General features: G+C 62.6%; 22 protein-coding genes and 2 tRNA genes. 20 read left to right on the forward strand and 4 right to left on the reverse strand.

Translation table 11 applies throughout. The annotated features are described in order from the left end of the window. The first annotated feature begins 168 nt into the window (after positions 1 to 168). The 3 genes from BZG29_RS09950 to BZG29_RS09960 all read left to right on the forward strand — a co-directional run bounded on the left by BZG29_RS09950 (position 169) and on the right by BZG29_RS09960 (position 4,582). Positions 169 to 2,529: a DNA translocase FtsK gene (locus BZG29_RS09950; protein WP_077401803.1), complete on the forward strand. Its 2,361-nt coding sequence runs from the start codon at positions 169 to 171 to the stop codon at positions 2,527 to 2,529. Positions 2,530 to 2,532: 3 nt separating this feature from the next. Further along, positions 2,533 to 3,189: an outer membrane lipoprotein chaperone LolA gene (gene lolA, locus BZG29_RS09955; RefSeq protein WP_035826475.1), complete on the forward strand. Its 657-nt coding sequence runs from the start codon at positions 2,533 to 2,535 to the stop codon at positions 3,187 to 3,189. Positions 3,190 to 3,262: 73 nt separating this feature from the next. Beyond that, a complete protein-coding gene (locus BZG29_RS09960; RefSeq protein WP_034758659.1) occupies positions 3,263 to 4,582 on the forward strand; it encodes a replication-associated recombination protein A in 1,320 nt (439 codons plus the stop codon). A gap of 2 nt (positions 4,583 to 4,584) precedes the next feature. On the opposite strand, the gene BZG29_RS09965 is transcribed toward BZG29_RS09960, so the two are convergent. Then, complete coding sequence (locus BZG29_RS09965; RefSeq protein WP_077401806.1) at positions 4,585 to 5,325, reverse strand: NAD(P)-dependent oxidoreductase; 741 nt, start codon at positions 5,323 to 5,325, stop codon at positions 4,585 to 4,587. Then, entirely contained in the window at positions 5,322 to 5,612 is a 291-nt protein-coding gene (locus tag BZG29_RS28090) for a DUF2917 domain-containing protein (protein WP_077401809.1), read from the reverse strand. The genes BZG29_RS09965 and BZG29_RS28090 overlap by 4 nt, the downstream gene beginning before the upstream one ends. Before the next feature lie 180 nt (positions 5,613 to 5,792). Here BZG29_RS28090 and BZG29_RS09975 point away from each other — a divergent pair, with 180 nt between their 5' ends. The 5 genes from BZG29_RS09975 to BZG29_RS09995 all read left to right on the forward strand — a co-directional run bounded on the left by BZG29_RS09975 (position 5,793) and on the right by BZG29_RS09995 (position 9,645). Next, a complete protein-coding gene (locus BZG29_RS09975) occupies positions 5,793 to 7,214 on the forward strand; it encodes a PLP-dependent aminotransferase family protein (RefSeq protein ID WP_077409042.1) in 1,422 nt (473 codons plus the stop codon). 149 nt (positions 7,215 to 7,363) lie between these two features. Then, a complete protein-coding gene (locus BZG29_RS09980) occupies positions 7,364 to 7,567 on the forward strand; it encodes a hypothetical protein (protein WP_077401812.1) in 204 nt (67 codons plus the stop codon). 146 nt (positions 7,568 to 7,713) lie between these two features. Beyond that, positions 7,714 to 9,003 carry a serine--tRNA ligase gene (serS, locus tag BZG29_RS09985; protein WP_077401815.1) on the forward strand — a complete coding sequence of 430 codons (1,290 nt, stop codon included), beginning with the start codon at positions 7,714 to 7,716 and terminating at the stop codon, positions 9,001 to 9,003. A 110-nt stretch (positions 9,004 to 9,113) separates the two neighbouring features. Beyond that, a tRNA-Ser gene (locus tag BZG29_RS09990) sits at positions 9,114 to 9,203 on the forward strand. Between the two features lie 352 nt (positions 9,204 to 9,555). Further along, a tRNA-Ser gene (locus tag BZG29_RS09995) sits at positions 9,556 to 9,645 on the forward strand. 164 nt (positions 9,646 to 9,809) lie between these two features. On the opposite strand, the gene BZG29_RS10000 is transcribed toward BZG29_RS09995, so the two are convergent. Then, entirely contained in the window at positions 9,810 to 10,535 is a 726-nt protein-coding gene (locus BZG29_RS10000; protein WP_150130848.1) for a hypothetical protein, read from the reverse strand. Positions 10,536 to 10,665: 130 nt separating this feature from the next. Between BZG29_RS10000 and hisC the strand changes: the two genes are divergently transcribed. The 10 genes from hisC (at position 10,666) to BZG29_RS10050 (ending at position 21,663) form a co-directional block, all read left to right on the forward strand. Continuing rightward, positions 10,666 to 11,721: a histidinol-phosphate transaminase gene (gene hisC, locus BZG29_RS10005; protein WP_077401821.1), complete on the forward strand. Its 1,056-nt coding sequence runs from the start codon at positions 10,666 to 10,668 to the stop codon at positions 11,719 to 11,721. 4 nt (positions 11,722 to 11,725) lie between these two features. After that, a complete protein-coding gene (locus BZG29_RS10010; protein ID WP_077401824.1) occupies positions 11,726 to 12,163 on the forward strand; it encodes a GNAT family N-acetyltransferase in 438 nt (145 codons plus the stop codon). 63 nt (positions 12,164 to 12,226) lie between these two features. Continuing rightward, on the forward strand, positions 12,227 to 13,096 hold the full coding sequence (locus BZG29_RS10015) for an NAD(P)-dependent oxidoreductase (protein ID WP_077401827.1): 870 nt from the start codon (positions 12,227 to 12,229) through the stop codon (positions 13,094 to 13,096). A 202-nt stretch (positions 13,097 to 13,298) separates the two neighbouring features. Further along, positions 13,299 to 14,363, forward strand: a complete 1,065-nt coding sequence (locus BZG29_RS10020; protein ID WP_077401830.1) for a YeiH family protein — start codon at positions 13,299 to 13,301, stop codon at positions 14,361 to 14,363. Between the two features lie 16 nt (positions 14,364 to 14,379). Further along, positions 14,380 to 15,729 (forward strand): D-amino acid dehydrogenase, encoded by a 1,350-nt coding sequence (locus tag BZG29_RS10025; protein ID WP_077401833.1) that lies wholly within the window; start codon positions 14,380 to 14,382, stop codon positions 15,727 to 15,729. Positions 15,730 to 15,758: 29 nt separating this feature from the next. Beyond that, the gene (locus BZG29_RS10030) at positions 15,759 to 16,574 is read left to right on the forward strand and encodes a thiazole synthase (RefSeq protein WP_077401837.1); all 816 of its coding nucleotides are present in this window, start codon (positions 15,759 to 15,761) and stop codon (positions 16,572 to 16,574) included. 82 nt (positions 16,575 to 16,656) lie between these two features. After that, positions 16,657 to 17,667 (forward strand): porin, encoded by a 1,011-nt coding sequence (locus tag BZG29_RS10035; protein ID WP_077401840.1) that lies wholly within the window; start codon positions 16,657 to 16,659, stop codon positions 17,665 to 17,667. Between the two features lie 225 nt (positions 17,668 to 17,892). Further along, positions 17,893 to 19,707: a sulfoacetaldehyde acetyltransferase gene (gene xsc / locus BZG29_RS10040; protein ID WP_171984969.1), complete on the forward strand. Its 1,815-nt coding sequence runs from the start codon at positions 17,893 to 17,895 to the stop codon at positions 19,705 to 19,707. Positions 19,708 to 19,898: 191 nt separating this feature from the next. Continuing rightward, the gene (pta, locus tag BZG29_RS10045; RefSeq protein WP_077401843.1) at positions 19,899 to 20,900 is read left to right on the forward strand and encodes a phosphate acetyltransferase; all 1,002 of its coding nucleotides are present in this window, start codon (positions 19,899 to 19,901) and stop codon (positions 20,898 to 20,900) included. A gap of 1 nt (position 20,901) precedes the next feature. Next, on the forward strand, positions 20,902 to 21,663 hold the full coding sequence (locus BZG29_RS10050; RefSeq protein WP_253192845.1) for a sulfite exporter TauE/SafE family protein: 762 nt from the start codon (positions 20,902 to 20,904) through the stop codon (positions 21,661 to 21,663). Here BZG29_RS10050 and BZG29_RS10055 read toward each other — a convergent pair. After that, positions 21,660 to 23,057, reverse strand: a complete 1,398-nt coding sequence (locus BZG29_RS10055) for an RtcB family protein (protein ID WP_171984970.1) — start codon at positions 23,055 to 23,057, stop codon at positions 21,660 to 21,662. The two genes, BZG29_RS10050 and BZG29_RS10055, sit on opposite strands and share 4 nt — an antisense overlap. A gap of 419 nt (positions 23,058 to 23,476) precedes the next feature. On the opposite strand from BZG29_RS10055, the gene BZG29_RS10060 reads away from it, so the two are divergent. Beyond that, complete coding sequence (locus BZG29_RS10060) at positions 23,477 to 24,364, forward strand: RNA ligase family protein (protein WP_077401852.1); 888 nt, start codon at positions 23,477 to 23,479, stop codon at positions 24,362 to 24,364. After that, complete coding sequence (locus tag BZG29_RS10065; RefSeq protein WP_077401855.1) at positions 24,361 to 25,500, forward strand: AAA family ATPase; 1,140 nt, start codon at positions 24,361 to 24,363, stop codon at positions 25,498 to 25,500. Before BZG29_RS10060 ends, BZG29_RS10065 begins: the two co-directional genes overlap by 4 nt. The last annotated feature ends 2 nt before the right edge of the window (positions 25,501 to 25,502 follow it).

The raw sequence follows: 25,502 nt of genomic DNA on the forward strand, positions 1-25,502 counted from the left end.
GCGAAGAACAAGGACGTATTGCGCTTGCGCAAGCAATCCACGATTATAGACCAAGCCGCCTGTAGCGACGAATCGTGGGGCCGTCCGGGGCATATATGGCTTAGAATACTTCCTTATTATGGGAAATTCCCTTTCAGAAACATTTTTCACCTTGCAGCGCTTCCCAGAATGACTAAACCAGCCCAGGCCAATCAAAATAGCTACACCCGAAAACCGGTCGAACGCCGGCCCCTGCCCAACCGGCTGGTGCGGCTGTTGTCCGAGGCGCGCTGGTTCGCGCTGGCCGCGTTTGCCTTGTATTTCGTGCTGATCCTGGCCAGCTTCAACAAGCTCGACCCGGGCTGGTCGCACGCCACCAACGTCGACAAGGTCGCCAACCTGGGCGGCAAGCTCGGTGCGACCTTTTCCGACCTGTTGCTGTATATCTTCGGTTTTTCCGCCTGGTGGTGGTGCGTGTGGCTGCTGCGCACGGTGTGGCATGGCTATCGCCGCCTGAGCAAGCGCTTCCTGCTGGAAGAGGAAGAGGTGGAGCGCGAGCACCATGTCGAGATGCTGATCCGCATCGTCGGCTTCTCCATCATGCTGATCGGCAGCATGGGCCTCGAATACCTGCGCATGGCGAAAAGCCTGCACGTGCAGCTGCCGCGCGATCCGGGCGGCGTGCTGGGCCAGCTGGTGGGGCACTCGGCCCACGTGGCGTTCGGTTTTACGGGCGCCACTTTATTGCTGTTGCTGCTGTTCGGCCTGGGTTTCAGCCTGTTCTTCCATGTGTCCTGGCTGCAAGTGGCCGAACGCATCGGCGGCGCCATCGAAGACGTTTTCAACTGGTTCGTGCTGCGCTACCAGGACCGCGAAGACCGCCGCCAGGGCGAAGTGGCCGCCGTGCGCCGCGACGAAGTGGTGGTCATCGAGCGGGCCAAGCACGTGGAAAAGCACGTGGCCGCGCCGCCCGTCAAAATCGAGCCGCAAGTGGTCACTGTCGTGAAATCGGAGCGCGTGGAAAAGGAACGCCAGGCCCATCTGTTTGAAACACCCGGCGACGGCAAGCTGCCGCCCTTGTCGCTGCTCGACGAGGCACCGCCCGTGGTGGAAACGGTTTCCGTGGAAACATTGGAATTCACGAGCCGCCTGATCGAAAAGAAATTGTCCGACTTTGGCGTGGATGCGAAGGTAGTGGCCGCTTACCCCGGCCCTGTCGTGACGCGCTATGAAATCGAACCGGCCACGGGCGTCAAAGGCAGCCAGATCGTGGGCCTGGCGCGCGACCTGGCCCGTTCGCTGTCGCTGACGTCGATTCGCGTCGTGGAAACCATTCCCGGCAAGAACTACATGGCCTTGGAACTGCCGAATACCAAGCGCCAGATCGTGCGCCTGACGGAAATCCTCGGCTCCAAGGTCTACAACGATGGCGTGTCCAGCCTGACGATTGCGCTGGGCAAAGATATCGCCGGCAAGCCCGTCGTGGCCGACCTGGCGAAAATGCCCCACTTGCTGGTGGCCGGTACCACCGGTTCCGGTAAATCCGTGGGTATCAATGCGACGATCCTGTCGCTGCTGTACAAATCCGACCCGCTCGACGTGCGCCTGATCCTGATCGATCCGAAGATGCTGGAAATGTCCGTCTACGAAGGCATCCCGCACTTGCTGGCGCCCGTCGTGACCGACATGCGCCAGGCGGGCCACGCGCTGAACTGGGCCGTGAACGAGATGGAACGCCGCTACAAGCTGATGAGCAAGATGGGCGTGCGTAACCTGGCCGGTTACAACGCGAAGATTGCCGACGCGAAAAAGCGCGAGGAACACATCCCGAATCCGTTCAGCCTGACGCCGGATTCGCCCGAGCCGCTGGAAAAACTGCCGACCATCGTCATCATCATCGACGAGCTGGCTGATCTGATGATGGTGGTGGGTAAAAAAGTCGAGGAATTGATCGCGCGTATCGCGCAAAAGGCCCGTGCCGCCGGTTTGCACTTGATTCTGGCCACGCAGCGCCCATCTGTAGACGTGATCACGGGCTTGATCAAGGCCAACATTCCGACGCGTATCGCCTTCCAGGTCTCGTCGAAGATCGATTCGCGCACCATTCTGGACCAGATGGGCGCGGAAACCCTGCTGGGCATGGGCGACATGCTGTACATGCCGCCCGGCACCGGCTTGCCGATGCGCGTGCACGGCGCGTTCGTGTCCGATGAGGAAGTCCACCGCGTTGTCAGCCATCTGAAGCTGCAGGGCGAACCGAATTACATCGAGGGCATCCTCGAAGGCGGCACCCTGGAAGGCGACGGTGCCGAAGGCGGCGCGCCGGGCGAGGGCGGCGGCGAGGCCGATGCCCTGTACGACCAGGCGGTGGCGGTGGTGCTGAAAAACCGCCGCGCCTCGATTTCGCTGGTGCAGCGTCATTTGCGCATCGGCTACAACCGCGCCGCCCGTCTGCTCGAACAGATGGAGCAGAGCGGGGTGGTATCAACCATGCAATCCAATGGCAACCGGGAAATCCTGGTGCCGGCGGCAAGTGCCGAACAAGGGTAAAGAATGAAAAGCAATACTTTCGCAGCAAAAATGATGATCGGCGCGGCCAGCGTTGCCTGCAGCCTGCTGTTCGCGGCCAGCGCCTCGGCCAGCGCGTTGGAGCAATTCAAGAGCTTTGCGGCCGGCACCAAATCGGCCAAGGGCGAGTTCGTGCAGCGGCAAGTCAAGAAGGCGGACGCCAGCGGCAAGGCGAAAGTGTCGACGCCGGCCAGCGGCACGTTCGAGTTTGCCCGTCCGGGCAAGTTCATCTGGACGTATCTGAAACCGTACGAGCAGCTGCTGCAGGCGGATGGCGACAAGCTGTATATCTACGACAAGGACTTGAGCCAGGTCACGGTGAAGAAACTGGGCGACGCGCTCGGCTCCTCGCCGGCGGCCATCTTGTTTGGCAGCAATGACCTGGAAAAGAATTTCACCCTGGCCGAGGCGGGCACGCGCGATGGCCTGGAATGGCTGAAAGCGACGCCGAAAGCCAAGGATACGACCTTCGACGAAATCACCATCGGCCTGCGCAACGGCGTGCCGGAAGCGATGGAATTGCGCGATTCGTTCGGTCAGACCTCGGTGCTGGCGTTCAAGAACTTCCAGAAGAATCCGGCGCTTTCGGCCAATCACTTTAAATTTGTCATGCCCAAGGGCGCCGACGTCATTAATAATTAAGACTGTCGCGCCTTGCGTATGAGCCGGCCTCGCAGCAATGCGGGGCTTTTGCATTCTTATTAGGTAACTCATTATGGCGGATCTCTTTTCCACCGCACCGCGCCAGCCGCTGGCTGAAGCCTTGCGGCCGGCCACCCTGAACGAAGTCATCGGCCAGACGCACCTGCTGGGCGTGGGCAAGCCGCTGCGCCTGGCATTCGAGGCGGGCAAGGCCCATTCGATGATTCTGTGGGGGCCGCCCGGCGTGGGCAAGACCACCCTGGCGCGCCTGATGGCGAACGCCTTCGACAGCGAATTCATCGCCCTGTCGGCCGTGTTTGCTGGCGTAAAAGATATCCGTGCAGCCATGGACCAGGCCCGCCACAGCCTGGACCAGTTCGGCAAGCACACCCTGCTGTTCGTCGATGAAATCCACAGGTTTAATAAATCGCAACAGGACGCCTTGCTGCCCTTCGTCGAATCGGGCCTGGTGACGTTCATCGGCGCGACGACGGAAAACCCCAGTTTTGAAGTCAATTCGGCGCTGCTGTCGCGCGCGCAAGTGTATGTGTTGAAATCGCTCAACGAAGACGAGATGAAGCAGTTGCTGGCCAAGGCGCAAAGCACGGCGCTGACGCACCTGACCTTCGACGAAGCGGCGGCCGACACCCTGATCGGCTATGCGGATGGCGATGCGCGCCGCTTCCTGAATTTGCTGGAACAGGCCGAGACAGCCGCCAGCTCGACGGGCACGACGAAGATCGACGCAGCCTTCGTCGATAATGCGCTGACCCTCAATTCACGCCGCTTCGACAAGGGTGGCGACAATTTCTATGATCAGATTTCCGCCCTGCACAAGTCCGTGCGCGGCTCGAACCCGGACGCGGCCCTGTACTGGTTTTGCCGCATGATCGACGGCGGCGCGGACCCGCGCTACCTGTCGCGGCGCATCGTGCGCATGGCCTGGGAAGACATCGGCCTGGCCGACCCCCGTGCCTTGACCATGGTCAATGATGCGGCGGAAACGTATGAACGGCTCGGTTCGCCCGAAGGCGAGCTGGCGCTGGGCCAGGCCGTCATTTACCTGGCGATTGCCGCGAAAAGCAACGCCGGCTACAACGCGTTCAACACGGCCATGGCGTTTGTGAAGAAGGACAAGTCCAAGGAAGTGCCCGTGCATTTGCGCAATGCGCCGACGAAATTGATGAAGGAATTGGGTTACGGCCACGCCTACCGCTACGCGCACGATGAACCCGATGCGTATGCGGCCGGTGAAACGTATTTTCCGGACGGCATGGCGGAACCGGGCTGGTACCAGCCCGTGCCGCGCGGCCTGGAAAGTAAAATAGCCGATAAACTGGCGTGGCTGCGCGAACTGGACAGAAAAGCGGGCAAGCCAGCCGGCAAGGGCTGACGCTACAAGCCCAGCAAGCTAAAACCGTCATCCTGCGGCGCGTAGCCCACCAGCTGGCGCGTCGCCGCAATGGACAGCCGTTTGTAGCGGTTGTCCGACACCCCATGCACGACGTGGTAGCCGGGCGGCACGTCGGCGGCGATGCAGCGGGCCAGCAATTGCACCACGTCGCGCTCGCTGATGAAGGCGGCGATGTCGCGCGCGCTGTGTTGTTGACCTTTCTCAAACTGCGCCACGTTGGCGATGCGCACGGCGATCGCCGTCATGCCATGCTGGTGGGCGAATGCGGAGGCCACGCCTTCGCCGAAGGCCTTGCTGGCGCCATACATGTTCGCCGGCCGCGCCGGCATGTGCTCATGCACCTGTACATCGAGCGGATAGCCTTCGATGGCTTGCGCGCTGCTGGCGAAGACCACTCTTTTCACTCCCTGCGCCTGTGCCGCGCGGAAGATGTTGTGCGTGCCGACGATATTCGGTTGCAGCAATTGCGCATCGAAATCGGCGCTGGCGTGCGGCACGCCGGCCAGGTGCAGCACCACGTCGATATCGGTGCAGGCGGCCAGGCAGGCGGCGTAGTCGCTGACGTCGAGCTGCATGGACGGGCAGGGGGCTTCGGCCAGCTTGCCTGTGTGCAGGTCGGCCAGGCGCAGGGAGAATTCCCCGTGCCGGCTCTTCCAGAAAACGGTGCCGATAACGCCGGCGGCGCCCGTGACGAGGACGCGCAGTGGTGGTGCTTGAGTCATGTATTCCTAATATTCAAGGTGTGAGGCAGTGCCAGGTTCAGCCAGCGCAGCAGGGCGGTGCGCGGTGCGGCAGTGCCATGCACGCGGATGTGTCCGCTGCCCACGGCTTCGACCAGCACCAGGCCGTCATTCGGTATCGTGTAGCGTTCGCCGCTGCGCAGCACGCAATCCTCGAACTGGGCGTAGGCCGTGATCCACGCCGTGCCGGACAGGCATTCGATGACCTTGGCGCGCCCTTTTTCCAGGCGCAAGGGCCGTTCGCTGCGTAATTCGTGGTCGGTATGCATGGCGTCGCTCCTGTTGTGCTGACAGGAACAGCTTAGGCGCTTGCCGTGAACCATGACAGATGCAGGAAATCGAAATTGTGATGAATACAGTACACTTCGCCGTAGACTGTGCTTATCAAAAAAGCGGGCAACTGTATCTGTGCCGGCCCCGCGCGGCCGCCGCATACTGAAGGGATGAACATGAGCGCGCATTTGAATCTGTACGAGCACCTGGCCAACGAGCTGGGCGCGCTGATCGACGCGCGCGTGTTCGCGCCCGGCGACCGCCTGCCGTCGATCCGCCACCTGGCACAGCAAAAGCGCATTTCCATCAGTACCGTGATGCAAGCCTTGCGCCTGATGGAAGACCGGGGGCAAGTCGATGCGCGGCCCCAGTCCGGCTATTTCGTGCGCCACCGGGCGCCGCGCCGGCCCTGCAGTGCCGACGCCCAGCACTTGAAGGAGCCGGCCTTTGTCGGCATCAACAATCTGTTGATGCGCGTGCTGAAGGACAACGAAACGGCGAATATCGTGCAGCTGGGCACGGCCTGGCCGCCCGACGAGATTTTGCCCATCAAGCGCATGCAGCGCACCATCAGCGCGGTGGCGCGGCGCGAACCCGCTTTATTGAGCAAGGTCAGCTGCTACGACGTCAGCGAAGGCAACTTCCTGCGCCAGGTCACGCGCCGCGCGCTGGATTGGGGCAAGCTGGACCCGCACGAGATCGTCGTGACGAATTCCTGCACGGAAGCGATCAGCCTGTGCCTGCGCGCCGTCGCCAGGCCGGGCGACACCATCGCCATCGAGTCGGCCACGTATTTCGTGCTGCTGCAAATGATCGAAAGCCTGGGCATGAAGGCGCTGGAAATTCCCACCGACCCGAAGACGGGGCCGTCGCTCGACGCGCTGGAACTGGCCTTGCGCGCCGGCCTCGTGCAAGCGTGCCTGTTCGTGCCGAACGCGAATAATCCTTTGGGTTGCGTCATGCCGGAAGCAAACAAGAAGCGGCTGGCAGGGCTGCTGTCGGAATTCAATATTCCGTTGGTGGAAGACGACGTATATGGCGACCTGTGCTTTGCGCCGCAGCGCCCGTGGCCCGTGAAGGCTTACGACACGAGCGGCAATGTGCTGTTGTGCTCTTCGTTTTCCAAGGCCATCACGCCCGCGTCGCGCGTCGGTTACGTGCTGGCCGGGCGTTTCGCGCAGGAAGTGGCCCTGCTGAAAACCGTGTCGAGCGGCGCCACCAGCCATTTCTTCCAGGCCGTGCTGGCCGATTTTCTGGAGGGCAGCAGCTACGACCAGCAGCTGCGCAAGATGCGGCGCACCCTGGTGCAGCGCATCGCCCGCATGTCCGACGCCGTGGCGGCCAGCTTTCCGGCGGACTGCATGCTGTCCGAGCCGCAGGGCGGTTTCGTGCTGTGGGTGCAGATGCCGCCGCAAGTCGATGCGCTGGCCCTGCATGGCCAGGCCATCGCGGACGGCGTGGCGTATATGCCGGGCCAGCTGTTCTCGGCCTCGGGCAAGTTCGGCAATTATCTGCGCCTCAATTGCGGCAATGCGTGGACGCCGCGCATCGAGCAGGCTATCGGCCGCCTGGGGCGTCTCGTCAAGGACGCTTTGTAACTATTCTCTGCGCTTCAGTCCCTGTTTTTCACCGTTCGCTCCCTGTTTTTCGCCGCTGGTCGCAAGCCGGTGGCGTTGTTTGCGGCCGTTGGCTAAAGTACCACCATACCAGCAGCAGTCAACGAAACAAACCAGCCAGGAGTCACATCATGCACGCACTGAAAAACATGGAAATCACCTTTGTCGCCGCCGCCATCATCGCCATCGGCGCCAGCTTCGCCACCGCCGGCGCAAACACCGTGGAAGTGAGCGCCAGCAGCAGCGTGATCGCCCAGGCTGCCGACAGCACGATGCCTGTCGTTACCGTCAGCGCCCGCCGCCTGACGGCTGCCGAAAAAGCCGCGTTCATTTAAGCAATAAGCTAAGCAGAAAATGTAAAGCGGGCGCGAGTGCCCGGCCAGGCTGCCATGACGATGGTTGACCTTGCGCAAAACTCATCGAAGTGAACTGGGTCTTGGTACAATGAGTGCTTTCGATACATCGGCACCGCCATCCACCCATGATAGATATCCAACTTCTCCGTAAAGACATCGCCACCGTCGCAGAACGCCTGGCGACGCGCAAATTCCAGCTCGACGTGGCAGGCTTTACCGCCCTCGAAGCCGAACGCAAGGCGATCCAGACGCGCACCGAGGAACTGCAGGGCAAGCGCAATGCGCTGTCCAAGCAAATCGGCATGTTGAAAGGCAAGGGGGAAGACACCTCGGCCGTGATGGCGCAAGTGGCCGGCCTGGGCGATGAGCTGAAAGCCGATGAAGCGGCCCTGACCCTGGTGCAAGCCAAGCTGAGCGATTTCATCATGGCCGTGCCGAACTTGCCGCATGAATCGTCGCCCCTGGGCACGGACGAGTCGGGCAACGTGGAAGTGCGCAAGGTCGGCACGCCACGCACCTTCGATTTCGAGGTCAAGGATCACGTCGACGTGGGCGGCCCGCTGGGCCTCGATTTCGAAGTGGCCACCAAGCTGACCGGTTCGCGCTTCTCCGTCATGAAGGGCGGCATCGCCCGCCTGCACCGCGCGCTGGCGCAATTCATGCTGAATACGCACGTGGACGAGCACGGCTACACGGAATGCTATACCCCGTACATGGTCAACGCCGATTCCCTGCGCGGCACGGGCCAGCTGCCGAAATTCGAAGCCGATCTGTTCTCGGTGAAAAAAGGCGGCGCGGAAGGCGAGGGCGAGACCTTCTACCTGATACCGACGTCGGAAGTGTCGCTGACCAACATCGCCCGCGATGAAATCCTTGCGCTTGATCAACTGCCCCTGAAAATGACGGCCCACACGCCATGCTTCCGCTCGGAAGCGGGCAGCTACGGCCGCGACACGCGCGGCATGATCCGCCAGCACCAGTTCGACAAGGTGGAAATGGTGCAAGTGGTGCACCCGGACACCTCGTACCAGGTGCTCGATGAAATGGTCGGCCATGCGGAAAGCATTTTGCAACGCCTGGGCCTGCCATACCGCGTGATGTCGCTGTGCACGGGCGACATGGGTTTCGGCGCCACCAAGACCTTCGACCTGGAAGTATGGCTGCCGGCGCAAAACACCTACCGCGAGATTTCGTCCCTGTCGAACTGCGAAGCCTTCCAGGCTCGCCGCATGCAGGCGCGTTTCCGCAACGCGGCCGGCAAGCCGGAACTGGCGCACACCCTGAACGGCTCCGGCCTGGCAGTGGGCCGCACCCTGGTCGCCGTGCTGGAAAACTACCAGCAAGCGGACGGCAGCGTCGAGATCCCGCCAGTGCTGCGCCCGTACATGGGCGGCTTGACGCATCTGAAAGCCTAAAGGATTCAGAGAGCCGGTGAATGGAAGGCGCAAAATAGTCCTTCCATTTTTTCAAGCGGCTGCTATAATCTTGCCTTCTCGCAGCAATGCGGGGAAAGACCGCAGCGAATGGAGAGGTGGCAGAGTGGTCGAATGTACTTGACTCGAAATCAAGCGTACGTTAAATCGTACCGTGGGTTCGAATCCCACCCTCTCCGCCAGAACAAATAGAGAAAGCTCCCGCAAGGGAGCTTTTTTTATTTGTGGCGGCGGAAAGGAGTACGCCCCCTGCGGGGCGTACGCGTGGGATTCGAAGCCCCGCGCATACTTGCGCGGGGCTCTCCGAATCGCCAAATTGGTGCCAAATTGGTTTTACGCGTGCGCCAAGGCGGCAGGTTCGAAGACGAGCGCGTATTCGCGCGGGGCTCCCCGAATCGCCCATACAGGTTTTGGTTTGCCAGCCCGCAGTTGCAAATCGCCAATAAAACCCCTACCCAACCCAACAACACCCATGCTAAAATAGCGCCTCATTCAAACAGGCATGCCAGTTTGAACGAATAGACCGCAGTAAACGGAGAGGTGGCAGAGTGGTCGAATGTACTTGACTCGAAATCAAGCGTACGTTAAATCGTACCGTGGGTTCGAATCCCACCCTCTCCGCCAGAATACATAAGAGAAGCTCCCGCAAGGGGGCTTTTTTTATTGGGAACGCCAAAAAGCTTGCGACACATCAACGCAGGTAGAAAAAACGCCCAAAGCGCGCAGCGCAAGGCGTTTTTTCCTCCATTCAGGCCTTGAAAGCCAGCGCCCCACTAACGTAACACAAGCTAGTGCACCAGCCGCGCCACCGCAAACGCCACACTCGACAGCGCAATCATCGTCCCCACGCAAGACAGGATGACAGTCGACTTCGCCTCAGCCACATCGGACCTGGTCGCGTAATTGGAGCGCACCACCGCCAAGTCCAGTTTCAAGCTACTGACATCCGTCTTGAGGACAGTGACATCCGTTTTCAGGCCGGCGACATCCACTTTAAGGTCTGTCACATCCACCTTGAGACCAGCGACATCCGTTTTCAGGTCTGCCACATCCACTTTGAGGCCAGCCACATCCGTTTTCAGGTCCGCCACATCCGTTTTCAGACCAGCCACATCCACCTTGATGCCAGCCACATCAACCTTCAAATCAGCAACGTCCAGTTTCACACCGGCCATGTCTTTTCCCAGTGTGTTGACTTGCTCGTCCATGGCGCAATCCTCCGTGCTTGTCACTGCATGCTCCTCGCTTTTTTCACCGCTGTCAAACAGTGTCCCGAGGGTATCGCGCATGGCTTTGCTATTGTTTACCAGGCGTTGTGCCAGTGCCGTCACGCGCTGCAAGTCGGCCATTCCTTCGCCCTGTAGCTGCTCCGTGGCAGTCTGCAATTCGACGGTGATCTGCTCGCTGAGACTGGCTGCGACCTGCAGCCACGCATCGATCTTGCGCTGGCGCGCCTGTTGCGTGAGCGCGTCATGCCGCACCCGCGTATCGCTCAGCTTGTGCATGCTGTTCATGCCACGTCCTCTACAGTCTGGGGCCGATGCCGCTGCTGTCTACGCTACCCCTTGCCGATGCACCCCACCTTGACCCCGCTCAGCCTATGTTAATCTACCCCCTCCCATCCCGACCCCACCAATAAAAGCAATGAGCCGATTCTGGAGCAACATCGTCAGCGAGCTGACCCCCTACATCCCCGGCGAGCAGCCGAAACTGCCCGGCCTGGTCAAACTCAACACCAACGAAAACCCCTACGGCCCGTCGCCCCAGGTGCTGGCCGCGCTGCGCGAAGCGGCCGACGACAGCCTGCGCCTGTATCCTGACCCGTCCGCCAGCGAACTGAAGCAAACCCTGGCCGACTACCACGGCTTGAGCAGCGCGCAAGTGTTCGTCGGCAACGGTTCCGACGAAGTGCTGGCGCTGGCCTTCATGGCCTTGCTCAAGCACGATGCGCCGTTGCTGTTCCCGGACATCAGCTACAGCTTCTACCCCGTGTATTGCAAGCTGTACGGCATCGATTACCGCACGGTAGCGCTCGACGAGTCCATGCGCATCCGCCCGGAAGACTACCAGGGGGCGTGCGGCGCCATCATCTTCCCTAATCCCAACGCGCCGACAGGCGTCGACTTGCCACTGGCCGGCGTGGAAACCATGCTGCGCGACCATCCCGATGCCGTGGTGGTGGTCGATGAAGCGTACGTGGATTTCGGCGGCGAGAGCGCCGCGGCCCTGGTCGGCCGCTATCCGAACTTGCTGGTGGTACAGACGTTTTCGAAGTCGCGCTCGCTGGCCGGCTTGCGCGTCGGTTGCGCCTTCGGGCATGCGGACCTGATCGAGGCGCTGGAACGGGTGAAGAACAGTTTCAATTCGTATCCGCTGGACCGCCTGGCGCTGGCCGGCGCCGTCGCGTCGCTGCACGACGAAGCGTATTTCCAGCAGACGCGCCAGGCCGTGATCGCCAGCCGCGAACAGTTGACGGCGGACCTGGCGACGCTGGGCTTCGAGGTGCTGCCGTCCGTGGCCAACTTCGTCTTTGCCCGCCACCCGCAGCATGACGCGGCGCAACTGGCCGCCGGCTTGCGCGTCCGCTCCGTGATCGTGCGCCATTTCAATGCGCCGCGCATCAGCCAGTATTTGCGCATCAGCATCGGCAACCCGGCCGAATGCGCAGCCCTGATGGCGGCGCTGCGCGCAGTGCTGTGACGCCATGCTGACCTTCTTGCCTGCCAGCATCGCCGATGGCGAGGCGCTGGCCAGCCTGCGCGTGGCCGCCATGCGCGAAAGCCTGGAGCGCATCGGCCGCTATGATCCGCAGCGCGCGCGCCAGCGTTTCCTTGCCACCTATGACCCCGATTGCACCTGGCAGTTGCGCCATGGCGGCGCGCTGGCCGGCTTCTACGTGTTGCGCCCGCAAGCGGATTATTTGCTGCTCGACCACCTCTACCTGGCGCCGGAATGCCAGCGGCAAGGCATGGGCGCGGCCGTGCTGGCGCGCGTGTTTGCCGAGGCCGATGCGGCCCGCAAGAGCGTGCGCGTGGGCGCCTTGCGCGGCAGCGAGGCGAACCGCTTCTATGTGCGTCATGGCTTCGTGGCGGATGGCGAGGAAGAGTTCGACCTGTATTACCGGCGCGCTCCCGCGCCTTGATGCTGCCGGCGGCGACTGTTTGTGCAACAATAATCGGATTCACACATCGACAGGACGGACAAAATGGCAAAAGTGGCATTCATCGGTTTGGGCGTCATGGGTTTCCCCATGGCAGGTCACCTGGCGGCGGGCGGGCACGACGTCACCGTGTACAACCGCAATCCGGCCCGCGCGGCCGCCTGGCTGGAGCAGCACAAGGGCAGCAGCGCCGCCTCGCCGGCCGCCGCCGCTGCCGGCGCCGAGTTCGTGTTTACGTGCATTGGCAACGATAATGATCTGTATCAAGTCATCCTCGAAGAGGGCGGCTTGCTGTCCGCCATGGCGCCGGGCAGCATCCTGATCGACCATACGACGGCCTCGGCCGAAGCGGCGCGCACCATCCATGCGGCGGCGCAAGAGCAGGGCGTGTTCTTCCTCGACGCGCCCGTGTCCGGCGGCCAGGCCGGTGCGGAAAACGGCAAGCTGACCGTGATGGCGGGCGGCGACGCGCAGGCGTATGCACGGGCCGAGCCCGTCATCGCGCTGTTCTCGCGCGCCGTCACCTATATGGGCGCTTCCGGTTCCGGCCAGCTCACGAAAATGGTCAACCAGATCTGCATCGCGGGCCTCGTGCAAGCCTTGAGCGAAGGCATCGCCTTTGCGGAAAACGCGGGCCTCGATGCGGCCCTCGTCGTCGACGTGATTTCCAAGGGTGCGGCGCAGTCGTGGCAGCTGGAAAACCGGGGCAAGACCATGATCGAGCGCAAGTTCGACTTCGGTTTCGCCGTCGACCTGATGCGCAAGGACCTGGGCATCTGCCTGGCCGAAGCGAAACGCAACGGCAGCGACTTGCCCGTGACGACCTTGACGGACCAGTTTTATGGCGAAGTGCAGCAGGCGGGCGGCAACCGTTACGACACGTCCAGCCTGATCACCCGCCTGAACAAAAAGTAATCTTTCAAGCACCAGCAACGGCGGCGCGTCCCTGCGAAGGGCCGCGCCGCTCGTCGTTTACGGGGGGGAAGTAAAAAACGTCAGTTTCCGGAACATATGGTTTCGATTTTCATGGAAAAGCATGGACTTCGCTAGCTCATCGTGTATTATTAAAAAACGAGATGAAATGTCCCAATTTTTAAAACATTATGAGCGGACCCGCATGAAAACCAACTCCTCAGCGATAACACGCGTTGTCGACAAGAACATCCCCTACCTGTCTTCCGCCGTCGCCATCTGGCGCCCCCGCGCCGTGCTGCGCAGCTGGCCCGGCGTGGCCATCGCGCTGGTGATCGCCCTGTCGGCCACCTTTATTTCCAGCAATTACGGCGGCCCCCAGTTGCTGTACGCGCTGTTCTTCGGCCTGGCCTTCCACTTCCTCGCGTCCGACCCCACCTGCAAGCCCGGCATCGAGTTTTGCAGCAAGATTTTATTGCGCACGGGCGTGGCCCTGCTGGGTGCGCGCATCACCTTCAACCAGATCGCTTCCGTGGGCGTGACGCCCCTGCTGATCGTCGTCGGCGGCCTGGTGGCGACTTTGGGCTTTGGCTACCTGCTGGCCAAATGGCTGAAACGCCCGATCACGGAAGGCATTCTGTCGGGCGGCTCCGTGGCCATCTGCGGCGCCTCGGCCGCGCTGGCCATCTCGGCCGTGTTGCCGCAAACCAAGGAAAACGAAAAGTTCACCTTGCTGACGGTGGTGGGCGTGACGTCGCTGTCGACCCTGGCCATGATCGTCTACCCGCTGCTGGTCAAGCTGCTGGGCTTTGACCCGACGGAAGCGGGTGTGTTCATCGGCGGCACGATTCATGACGTGGCGCAAGTGGTGGGCGCCGGCTATCTGGTCAGCAACCATACGGGCGACGTCGCCACCTTCGTGAAACTGACGCGCGTGGCGTGCCTCGTGCCCGTCGTGCTGGGCCTGTCGATCATGTTCAAGCGCAAGGACGGCAAGAGCGAAGTCGATGCGCCGCCGCTCGTGCCCTTCTTCCTGATCGGCTTTGTCTGGCTCGTCATTACCAACAGCCTGGGCCTGATCCCGCAGGAAGTGAATGGCTGGATCAACAATGCCTCGCGCGCCTGCCTCGTCATCGCCATTGCCGCGCTGGGCGTGAAAACCTCGTTCCAGTCGCTGGCCTCGCTGGGCTGGCGTCCCGTGATCATGCTGGTGATGGAAACGGTGTGGATCGCCGCCTTCGTTGCCATCGCCGTCCTGCTGACGCGCTGAGCGAACGGGGCCCGCCATGAAAATCCTCGTCCTCGGCGCCGGCGTGGTCGGCACGGCATCGGCCTGGTACTTGCGCCAGGCGGGCCACGACGTGCGCGTGCTCGAGCGCCAGGCGGGCGCGGCGCAGGAAACCAGTTTTGCCAACGGCGGACAGATTTCCGTCTCGCATGCGGAACCGTGGGCCAATCCCGCCACCCTGCGCAAGGTCCTGAGCTGGCTGGGCAAGGACGACGCGCCGCTGCTGTTCCGTCCCCGCCTCGATCCGCTGCAATGGCAGTGGGCACTGCATTACCTGCGCGAATGCCTGCCATCGCGGGTGGCGCGCAATATGCGCCAGATCGTCGCCCTGGCCGAGTACAGCCGCCAGAGCCTGCAAGCCTTGCGGCGCGAGACGGGCATTGCCTATGATCACCTCGAGCGGGGCATTCTGCATTTTTATACGGACCAGCAGGAGTTTGACAAATCGCAAGCGGGCGCCGCGCTCCTGCGCGCACTGGGCTGCCCGCGCAACACCGTCAGCGCCGATGAAGTGATACGGCTGGAGCCGGCCCTGGCCCATGCCCGCCGGCAGATCGTCGGCGGCGACTTCACGGCCAGCGACGAGTCTGGCGACGTGCACTTGTTTACCACGGCGCTGGCCGCCCGCGCCGCCGCTGCCGGCGTGGATTTCCAGTACGGCACCACGGTGACGCGGCTGCTGGCGGACGGCGAGCACATCACGGGCGTGGAATGCATCGATGCGCAGGGCCGCCACCGCCTGGAATACGCGGACGCCGTGGTGGTGGCCATGGGCAGCTTTTCCGCACCCCTGCTGCAGCCGCTGGGCATCCGCCTGATGTTGTATCCGGGCAAAGGTTATTCCGCCACGTATCCGATCATCGACCCCGTCAGTGCACCGAGCGTATCGCTGACGGACGACGGCCACAAGCTGGTGTTTTCGCGCCTGGGCGAGCGCCTGCGCGTGGCGGGCACGTGCGAGCTGAACGGCTACACGCGCGAACTCAATCCCGTGCGCTGCGCCGCCATCACGCGCCGCGTGCAGGCCCTGTTTCCCCACGCCTGCGATTACGGCGCCCCCTTCTATTGGGCCGGCTTGCGCCCCCTGACGCCGTCGAACGTGCCGTATATCGGCGCCACGCGCTACCGCCAGCTGTTCCTCAATACGGGCCACGGCACCCTGGGCTGGACCATGGGCTGCGGCGCGGGCAGGGCGATCGCCGACCTCGTGTCGGGACGGCGGCCCGACGTCGATTTTGCGTTTTGCGGGCAACGCTTGGCACCGCAGTCTGCGGCAGAGGAGTTCCGGGGTCAGACCCGCCGGGGGAATATGCCCCAATGGGGCACATTCCGATCCCGGAAGGACTGACCCCAGCTTTAACTTAGGAGAGCACCACGATGAGAGACGACGCCACCCCCAGCCATACCCCCGGCGGCCTGACCCTGGCCGGCACCACGTACCGGTCGCGCCTGCTGGTGGGCACCGGTAAATACAAGGATTTCGAGGAAACGCGCCTGGCCATCGAGGAGAGCGGCGCCGAAATCGTCACCGTGACCATCCGCAGGGTGAATATCGGCCAGGAAAAGGGCGAGCCGAACTTGCTCGACTTCATCCCGCCGTCGAAATACACGATTTTGCCCAACACGGGCGGCTGCTACAACGCGCGCGACGCCGTCTACACCCTGCAACTGGCGCGCGAGCTGCTGGGCGGCCACCAGTTGTGCAAGCTGGAAGTGCTGGGCGACGAAAAGACCCTGTTCCCGAACATGCCGGAAACCTTGAAGGCGGCGGAGCAGCTGGTGAAGGATGGCTTCCAGGTGATGGTGTATTGCAGCGATGACCCCATCCAGGCGCGCATGCTGGAAGACATCGGCTGCATCGCCGTCATGCCGCTGGCGTCACTGATCGGCTCGGGCATGGGCATTTTGAATCCTTGGAATCTGTCGCTGATCATCGAGCAAGCCAAGGTGCCCGTGCTGGTCGACGCCGGCGTGGGCACGGCGTCGGACGCGGCCATCGCCATGGAACTCGGTTGCGACGGCATTTTGATGAATACCGCCATCGCGGCGGCGCGCGAGCCGATCCGCATGGCGCGCGCCATGAAACTGGCAGTGCAGGGCGGACGCGAGGCCTATCTGGCCGGACGCATGCCCCGGAGAGCGGGCGTCATGAGCGCTTCGCCCTCGTCACCCATGGCCGGGCTGATCGCCTGAGTGGCCGCATTGACCGCAGTTTGCAGCACCGTAGTTGATATCGTTTCAAGCGTTTATAAAAACCACAATACCTGGAGATGACATGAAACACACACTCGTAGCGGCAGCCATCCTGGCCTCCTTCTTCGCCGGCAACGCCAGCGCCCAATCGTCCGTCACCGTGTACGGCTTGCTCGACGCGGGCCTGACCTCCGAACACGGCGGCGCGGACGGTTCCGTCACCAAGCTGGCCACCGGCGTGCAGTCGGGCAGCCGCATCGGCTTCAAGGGCACGGAAGACCTGGGCAACAATCTGAAAGCCAATTTCCTGCTGGAAAATGGCCTCGACGTGGATACGGGCGCCAACCGCCAGGGCGCCTTGTTCGGGCGCAAGGCTTACGTGGGCCTGTCGGGCGGCTTCGGCGCCGTGAACCTGGGCTTGCAGCACAATCCGCTGTTCACCGCGCTGGACAATATCGACCCCTTCGAGACGGGCATGACGGGCGCCTCGATCAACCTGATGAGCGTGGCCAGCCTGCGCACGAAAAATTCCATCATGTACGAGACGCCGAAGGTGAACGGTTTGTCGGCCGCCATCATGTATGGTTTGGGCGAAAAGCCGGACAGCAACACCCTGGGCCGCACCATCGACTTTTCCATCGATTACGCCAACGGCCCGCTCGTGCTGACCCTGGCCCACGACAACCGCAAGGACACGCCGCTGAACACGGCGAAAGTCACCTTGCTGGGCGGCACCTACGACTTCGGTCCCGCCAAGCTGCACGCCGCGTATGAGACGGACAAGGATGATGCGGGCACGGATTTCCGCAACGTCATGCTGGGCGCCTCGGCCCCCGTGGGCGCGGCCGGCAGCGTGATGGCTTCGTACATCCGCAAGGATGACCGCACGAATGCGCGCCGCGGCGGGCGCCAGCTGGCCATCGGCTACACGTATGCCTTGTCCAAGCGCACGAATCTGTACACCTCGTACGGCCGCATCAGCAACGATGGCGCTGGCACCAACTTCGTCGGCGATGCATCGAGCGGCGGCAGCGTGCCCTTGCCTGGGCATAACTCGAGCGCCTTCACGGCCGGCATGCGCCTGAAGTTCTAAGCACGACGGCGCAGCGAGGGATGGCGGCTTGTCTGTTGCGGATAAGCCGCCATTGTTGTTTCAGGAGTGGGGCAAAGTCACGGATTCCGGATTCAGGAATGAAACAGTCCGATTTTTCATGAAATTTCATTGACAGCGCATTTCGCAACCGTTAAATTGAATACGTATTTCAAATATCGGAACAAAATATACCGATTTTTCATAAAACCGTAAGGAGACTGAGCCATGACCGATTTGTCCGACCAAAAAGCCGCCGCCGCTGCCATTCCAGTAGGCCCGCAAAAGATGACGCCTTCCGAAGCGTTCGTGGAAACCCTGGCCGCCAACGGCGTGACCGACATGTTCGGCATCATGGGCTCGGCCTTCATGGACCCGATGGATATCTTCGCGCCCGCCGGCATCCGTTTGATTCCCGTCGTGCACGAACAGGGCGCCGGCCACATGGCCGACGGCTATGCCCGCGTCTCGGGCCGCCATGGCGTGGTCATCGGCCAGAACGGCCCCGGCATCAGCAATTGCGTCACGGCCATCGCCGCCGCCTACTGGGCCCACACCCCGGTCGTCATCATCACGCCGGAAACGGGCACGATGAGCATGGGCCTGGGCGGCTTCCAGGAAGCGAACCAGTTGCCCATGTTCGAGGAATTTACGAAATATCAAGGTCACGTCACCAATCCCGCTCGCATGGCGGAATTCACGGGCCGCTGCTTCGACCGCGCCATGTCGGAAATGGGCCCGACGCAATTGAACATCCCGCGCGATTATTTCTATGGCGAAATCAAGGCCGAGATCCCGAAACCGAACCGCCTGGACCGCGGCGCCGGCGGCGAACAAAGCCTGAACGATGCGGCCGAATTGCTGGCCAAGGCCAAGTTCCCCGTCATCATCTCGGGCGGCGGCGTCGTCATGGGCGAAGCGATCGAGGAATGCAAGGCCCTGGCCGAGCGCCTCGGCGCGCCCGTCGTCAACAGCTATCTGCATAACGACTCGTTCCCCGCCAGCCACCCGCTGTGGTGCGGTCCGCTCGGCTACCAGGGTTCCAAGGCGGCGATGAAACTGATCGCCCAGGCCGACGTCGTCGTCGCCCTCGGTTCGCGCCTGGGACCGTTCGGCACCCTGCCGCAGCACGGCATGGATTACTGGCCGAAAAACGCCAAGATCATCCAGATCGACGCGGACAACAAGATGCTGGGCCTGGTGAAAAAGATTTCGGTGGGCATCTGCGGCGACGCCAAGGCGGCCGCCAAAGCCATCCTGTCCCGCCTGGATGGCAAGACGCTCGATTGCGACGCCACGCGCGACGCGCGCTATGCCACCGTGCAGGCCGAGAAGGCCGCGTGGGAAGAGGAATTGACCAACTGGACGCACGAAAAGGATGCGTACAGCCTGGACATGATCGAAGAGCAAAAGAAAGAGCCGGGCAACTATCTGCACCCGCGCCAGGTGCTGCGTGAGCTGGAAAAAGCCATGCCGGAAGACGTGATGGTGTCGACCGACATCGGCAACATCAACTCGGTGGCGAACAGTTATTTGCGCTTCGAAAAGCCGCGCAGCTTCTTTGCGGCAATGAGCTTTGGCAACTGCGGCTACGCGTTTCCGACGATTATCGGCGCGAAAGTTGCCGCGCCGCACCGTCCGGCCGTGTCGTATGCGGGCGACGGCGCCTGGGGCATGAGCCTGATGGAAACGATGACCTGCGTGCGCCACAACATTCCCGTGACGGCCGTGGTGTTCCACAACCGCCAGTGGGGCGCGGAAAAGAAGAACCAGGTGGATTTCTACAACCGCCGCTTCGTCGCCGGCGAGCTCGACAACCAGAGCTTTGCCGAGATTGCGCGGGCCATGGGCGCCGAAGGCATCACGGTCGACAAGCTGGAAGACGTGGGCCCGGCCCTGAAAAAGGCGATCGACATGCAGATGAATGAAGGCAAGACCACCATCATCGAAATCATGTGCACGCGCGAGTTGGGCGACCCGTTCCGCCGCGATGCGCTGAGCAAACCAATTCGTCATCTGGATAAGTATAAAGACTACGTCTGATTGCTGAGCCAGCGGCAAAAAGCTGGGGTCAGACCCGCCGGGTCTGACCCCGGAACTTGGCGCCAGTCCGGCGGCATCCGACACCACCCTGACCGATCCTTGTATGACCCCGGCTCGCCGGGTTTTATGTGCCGGAACCATCTTCATGCTTGCGTGGTTCCGGCACTTTTTTTTACCGAATTGGAGTCGCCATGAAAGCCCTGCACCGCATCATCGAGCAAGCCCGCACCGTGCCGAAAAACATCGTCTTGTGCGAGGGCGACGACGTGCGCGTGCTGCAGGCGGCCGCGCGGGCGGCAAGCGAAGGCCTGGCGCACATCACCCTCGTCGGCAAGCCGGCCGCCATCCTGGCCCTGGCGCATGAACACGGGCTGGATCTCGATGCCGTGCGCTTGGTCGACCCGGCAACGTCCGACGAGTCGGAACACTATGCCCAGCAATTGTTTGTGCTGCGTCAAGCCAAGGGCATGACGGTGGAGCAGGCGCGCATCGCCGTGCAAGACCCGTTGTGCTACGCCAACCTGATGGTGCGCCTGGGCGACGCCGACGGCTGCGTGGCGGGAGCCGTGCACACGACGGCCGACGTGGTGCGCAGCGCCATCCAGATCATCGGCGTCGACCCTGCCTTCAAGCTGGTGTCGAGCTTTTTCCTGATGATGCTGTGCGAACCGTTTCACAGCCTGAAGGGCGGTTTCATCTTTTCCGACTGCGCCCTGGTGGTGGACCCGAAGGCCGAGGAGCTGGCCGACATCGCCATGGCCGCCGCCGACAGCGCGCAAGCCTTGCTGATGGAAGAACCGAGGGTCGCCATGCTGTCGTTTTCCACCAGCGGCAGCGCCCACCACGCGGCCGTCGACAAGGTGCATGCGGCCACGGACCGGGTCAAGGCCCAGCGTCCGCTGCTGGCCATCGATGGCGACGTGCAGCTCGACGCGGCCATCGTGGCCGAGATTTCGCAGAGAAAAGTCAAGGATTCCGTCGTCAACGGCCGCGCGAATGTGCTGGTGTTCCCGAACCTCGATGCGGGCAATATCGGCTACAAGCTGGCCGAGCGCATGGGCGGCGCCGTCGCCATCGGTCCTTTGCTGCAAGGCTTGAACAAGCCCGCCAACGACTTGTCGCGCGGCTGCTGTGCCGACGACGTGTATAACGTGATTGCCGTGACGGCCGTGCAGGCCCAGGGTGGGCGCTGAGTTGTTCAGCCTGCCCGTGCTGGCGCTGCTGGGCGTAGTGGCGGCGGGCACGTATTTCCAGACCGTCACGGGTTTCGGGCTGGGCATGATCGTCATGGGCGTGGCCAGCGGCCTCGGCTTGGCGCCCGTGCCCGCGCTGGCGGCTCTCGTCAGTTTGTTGTCCCTGGCCAATTGTCTCGTGGCCTTGCCGGGCGCCCTGCACCATCTGGACTGGCGCGCCATCCGCGCGGCCAGCATCGGCTTGCTGCCGGCCATGGCGGCCGGCGTGTTGTTATTGGGATATCTGGACCAGGCGTATGCGCCCATGCTGAAACTGTTGCTGGGCGCGGCCATCGTGTATGGCGGCGTCAGCATCCTGCTGCAGGCGCCGCCGGGACCGGGCGCGGCCGATAAACGCAGCTTTTTCATCAGCGGCGTGTGCGGCGGCCTGTTCTCGGGCCTGTTTTCGCTGGCGGGACCGCCGCTCGTGTATCAGTTTTACCGCCAGGAAATGAGTTTAAAGACCATCCGCTACAGCCTGATCTTTTTGTTCGCCATCAGCGCGGGTGGGCGTTCGCTGATGGCGGGCAGCCAGGGCCAACTCGATGCGAAAGTGTTACTTTTATGCATGCTGGCCCTGCCCGTCGGCGTGCTGGCCACCATGGCAGGCAAGCGCTACCCGCCGCCGATCGCCCAGCGCGGCATGCGCCGCATCGCGTTTGCCGTGCTGACCGCCATCGGCCTGTCGCTGATGGCGGCGGCCGTGCCGCAACTGCTGCGCTAGGCCTTGAACGTCAATACAGGTTTCAAGCGCGCCACCGACTGCAGCAAGCCCGCTTCCTCCTGCGCGGCGATGACGGGGCCGATCTTTTTATACGCCATCGGCGCTTCCTCGACGCGGCGTTCCTCGCGCAGCGTCACGCACTGGAAGGTCATCTCGTCGCCGCCCACCGTGGGCCGGATGGCGCGCATGGCTTGCCTGCGGATGCTGCGCCCCGCGCCATGCGAGCACGACCATAGCCAGTCGGGATTGCCCATCCCCGTTGCCACGTAGGAATAGTCGCCCATGGAGCCGGGGATCAGCGCCAGGTCGCCCTCGCGCGCGGGCGTGGCGCCCTTGCGGTGGATGTTCATGCCATGCTCGCGCAGGATGACGTTGTGCGGCACGTCCACCACCAGCCGCGATTGATCCTGCGCAAACACCTGCGCCAGGCTGTCGCGCACCAGCTCGGCCAATACCATGCGGTTGACCCAGGCGTAGCGCGAGGCCACGCCCATGGCGTCCATGTATTCGCCGGCCAGTTCGCCCGTCAAGCCGTACAGGCCCGACTGCGGGTGGCGCACGCCTTTCGGCCACGCCTCCCTGGCGCGGTCCATCCAGCGGCTGCCGACAAAAAAACCCACGTCGCGGCTGCCGCTGTGGATCATGACGACCACTTCGCCGGGCACCAGCCCGTGCCGGTACGCGGCGTGGCGGTCCATGACGGCATCGACCAGCTGGATTTCCACGAAATGGTTGCCTGATCCCGTCGTGCCCAGGCTGGGGTCGCGTATCACTTCGCGCGTGCCGACCAGCGCTTCGGGCGCATGGCGCAAGCCGCCGCCCAGTTCGCGCAGGGCGATGCAAGCGTCGAGCTCGCGCAGCAAACGCTGCTTGTCGACGCGGGGCCACAAGCCATCGTCATGCAGGCTGTCGATGAACGCTTCCGGTCCCACGTCGAACAGGGCGGCAAACGCCTTCGAGCGCAGCGGCACGTTGCGGCCGTCTTCCAGCAACACGTGTTTGAGCTTGCTCAACAGTTGCGGCTTGCGCGCCTCGAACTGGGCCAGGGTCAAGCCCGTCGTGATCAGGCGCATGCCGCAGGCGATGTCCGTGCCGGGGATGGCGGGGATCACCATGTCGGGGCTGGTGGCGACGATGCTGCCGACGGGCGCGATGCTGCCCGGATGGAAGTCGGGCGTGGCGCACGCCTTGCACACATGGCCATCCTGGCCCGGCACGGCGACGGCGGCAAACTCCATCAGCTGGCGCACGGCTTTTTCCTCGAGGGGAAAGTTGTGGGGCAGCAGCACGGACGCCTGGGCGTGCGGATTGCTGAGTGTATAAATGCCGTCGGCATAGGCGACGGCGATGCCCTGGCGGCGCAGGGCTTTTTGTAATCTGGATAGGGGAAACACGATTCTGCTCCGGAAATAACGAATGCACGGCCCTTTTGCAAGGGCCATGTTTGTTTTCCACGCAGCAGCGACAGGAAGTGCCGCCAGCTTAGCAAATTTTACGCAGCTTGCAAAGCCAGGGATGCGCACGATAGGAAGAGCCACTTGCAAAATAATCAAACAGCCTTTATATTCGCGGTTCTTTCTCGAACCTCTTCCTTATTGGAGCCAAAAGTGCCTTGCTTCTTCGCCATCACCTGCTAACGCTGACGAAATGCTCTTTGCAGCATCGTTCGGCGCGTTGACGCCCCCGATTGCTGCGGCACTGCTCTTTCCGCATACGTATCCAGGACCACCGTCCTGATCGTCCACGCCCGAACACGTCGTCAGCACCCCTGACCCTGTATGGACACGCCCCGGTGAACGCGGCGTGGGACGCTATGTTTTTACAATCTTTACCCTTATTCAAATACCCGCGCACGCCGCACCTGGAAGGCTCGCGCCTGCAGGATGGCGACGACGGTTCCGACCAGATGCCCCTGAAAAAGCTGGCCGGCCAGTACGTCGTCATCGAGGAAAAAATCGATGGCGCCAACTCCGCCGTGTCGTTCAGCGATGCGGGCGAGGTGCTGCTGCAGTCGCGCGGCCACTACCTGGCGGGCGGCGGCAGCGAACGCCAGTTCAACCTGTTGAAGCCGTGGGCCCATGCGCATGAACACGCCTTGCTGCACCTGCTGGAAGACCAATTTGTGCTGTTTGGCGAATGGTCTTACAGCAAGCATTCCGTGTTTTACGACCGCTTGCCCCATTATTTCAACGAGTTCGACGTATATTGCCGCCGCACGCAGATGTTTTTGTCGACGGCGCGCCGCCACGCCATGCTGGCCGGCTCGCCCGTGCTGTCCGTCCCTGTGCTGTATGCAGGATTGATGCCGACTTCGCCCAAGCAGCTGTGGCAGCTGCTGCGTCATTCGCTGGCCAAGTCCCGCCTGTGGCGCGACGCTTTCGAAGGCGTGGTGGCGCGCGAGCGCCTGCCGCTGGACCTGTGCTGGAAGCAGACGGACAAGTCCGACCACGCGGAAGGCTTGTACCTGAAAGTGGAAGACGACGAGCAAGTGCTGGCCCGCTACAAGCTGGTGCGGCATGACTTTACGCAAACCATCCTCGACAGCGGCTCGCACCACAGCACGCGGCCCATGATCCCGAATCTGCTGGCCGAGGGCGTCGACCTGTACGCGCCGCAGCCGCTCGTCACGTGGGAGAGCCTGGGCTTGCACACCTGCCATTCGCTGGACGAACTGGCAATATTTTCAAGGAGTACAAGATGAACTGGAAACAGTTACAACAACTGGTGCCGCCAGCGGGCCGGTCGCCCGACATCAACGCCTGCCTGGCGGCTTTTCCGCAGCTGGAACTGGCCAAGACGACGCCGCAAAACCCCGTCTACCACGCGGAAGGCGACGTGTGGACGCATACCATGATGGTGGTGGAGTCCCTGCTGGCCATGCCTGAGTATCAGCAAGCCACGCGGGCGGAACAGGAAATCGTGTTCCTGGCCGCCTTGCTGCACGACGTGGCCAAGTGCAGCACCACGGTGATCGACCCGGTGACGGGCGCCATCGGCCAACCGGGCCACTCGCGCAAGGGCGCGCTCGATGCGCGCATCGCCCTGTGGGACTATGACGTGCCGTTTGCCGTGCGCGAGGAAATCTGCCGCCTGATTAACGTGCATCAAGTGCCGTTCTTTGCGCTGGAACAATCGCGGCGCGGCGTGACGCCGGAATTTACCGTGCGCGAACTGTCGTGGCAAGTCGATATCCGCCTGCTGGCCATGCTGGCCGAGGCCGATATCCGCGGCCGCATCTGCCCCGACCCGCAGCGTATCCTCGACGCCATCGAGCTGTTCCGCGAACTGGCGCGCGAAGAAGGCTGCTATGGCCAGCGCAGGGTCTTCGTCGACGATCACACGCGCGTCAAATATTTTCGCGGCGCCGAGGCGCATCCCGATTACTCGCTGTTCCAGGAGCCGGGTTCGCGCGTGATCGTGATGTCGGGCTTGCCCGCGTCGGGCAAGAATACGTGGGTGGACAAGCACCATCCGCGCCTGCCCGTCGTGTCGTTTGACGATGCGCGGACGGCCTTGGGCTTGAAGCACGGCAAGAACGAGGGGCAGGTGGGCGATTATGCGGAAGAGCGGGCGCGCGAGCTGTTGCGCAAGGGCGAACCGTTCGTGTGGAACGCCACGCATCTGTCCAAACTGATGCGTGAAAAGACGCTCAACCTGCTGTATAAATACCATGCGCAGGTGGAGCTCGTGTACCTGGAGCAGCCGCGCAAGGAATTACTCAGGCGCAACGGCCAGCGCGACACCTCGCTCAGCAACAAGAAGCTGCAAGCGATGCTGTGGAACTGGGAAATCCCGCTGCCGATGGAGGCGCACACGGTGCGCTACGAAGTGGCCTGAAG

Origin of the sequence: Janthinobacterium sp. LM6 (assembly GCF_002002885.1) — a bacterium.
GTDB lineage: Bacteria > Pseudomonadota > Gammaproteobacteria > Burkholderiales > Burkholderiaceae_D > Janthinobacterium > Janthinobacterium kumbetense.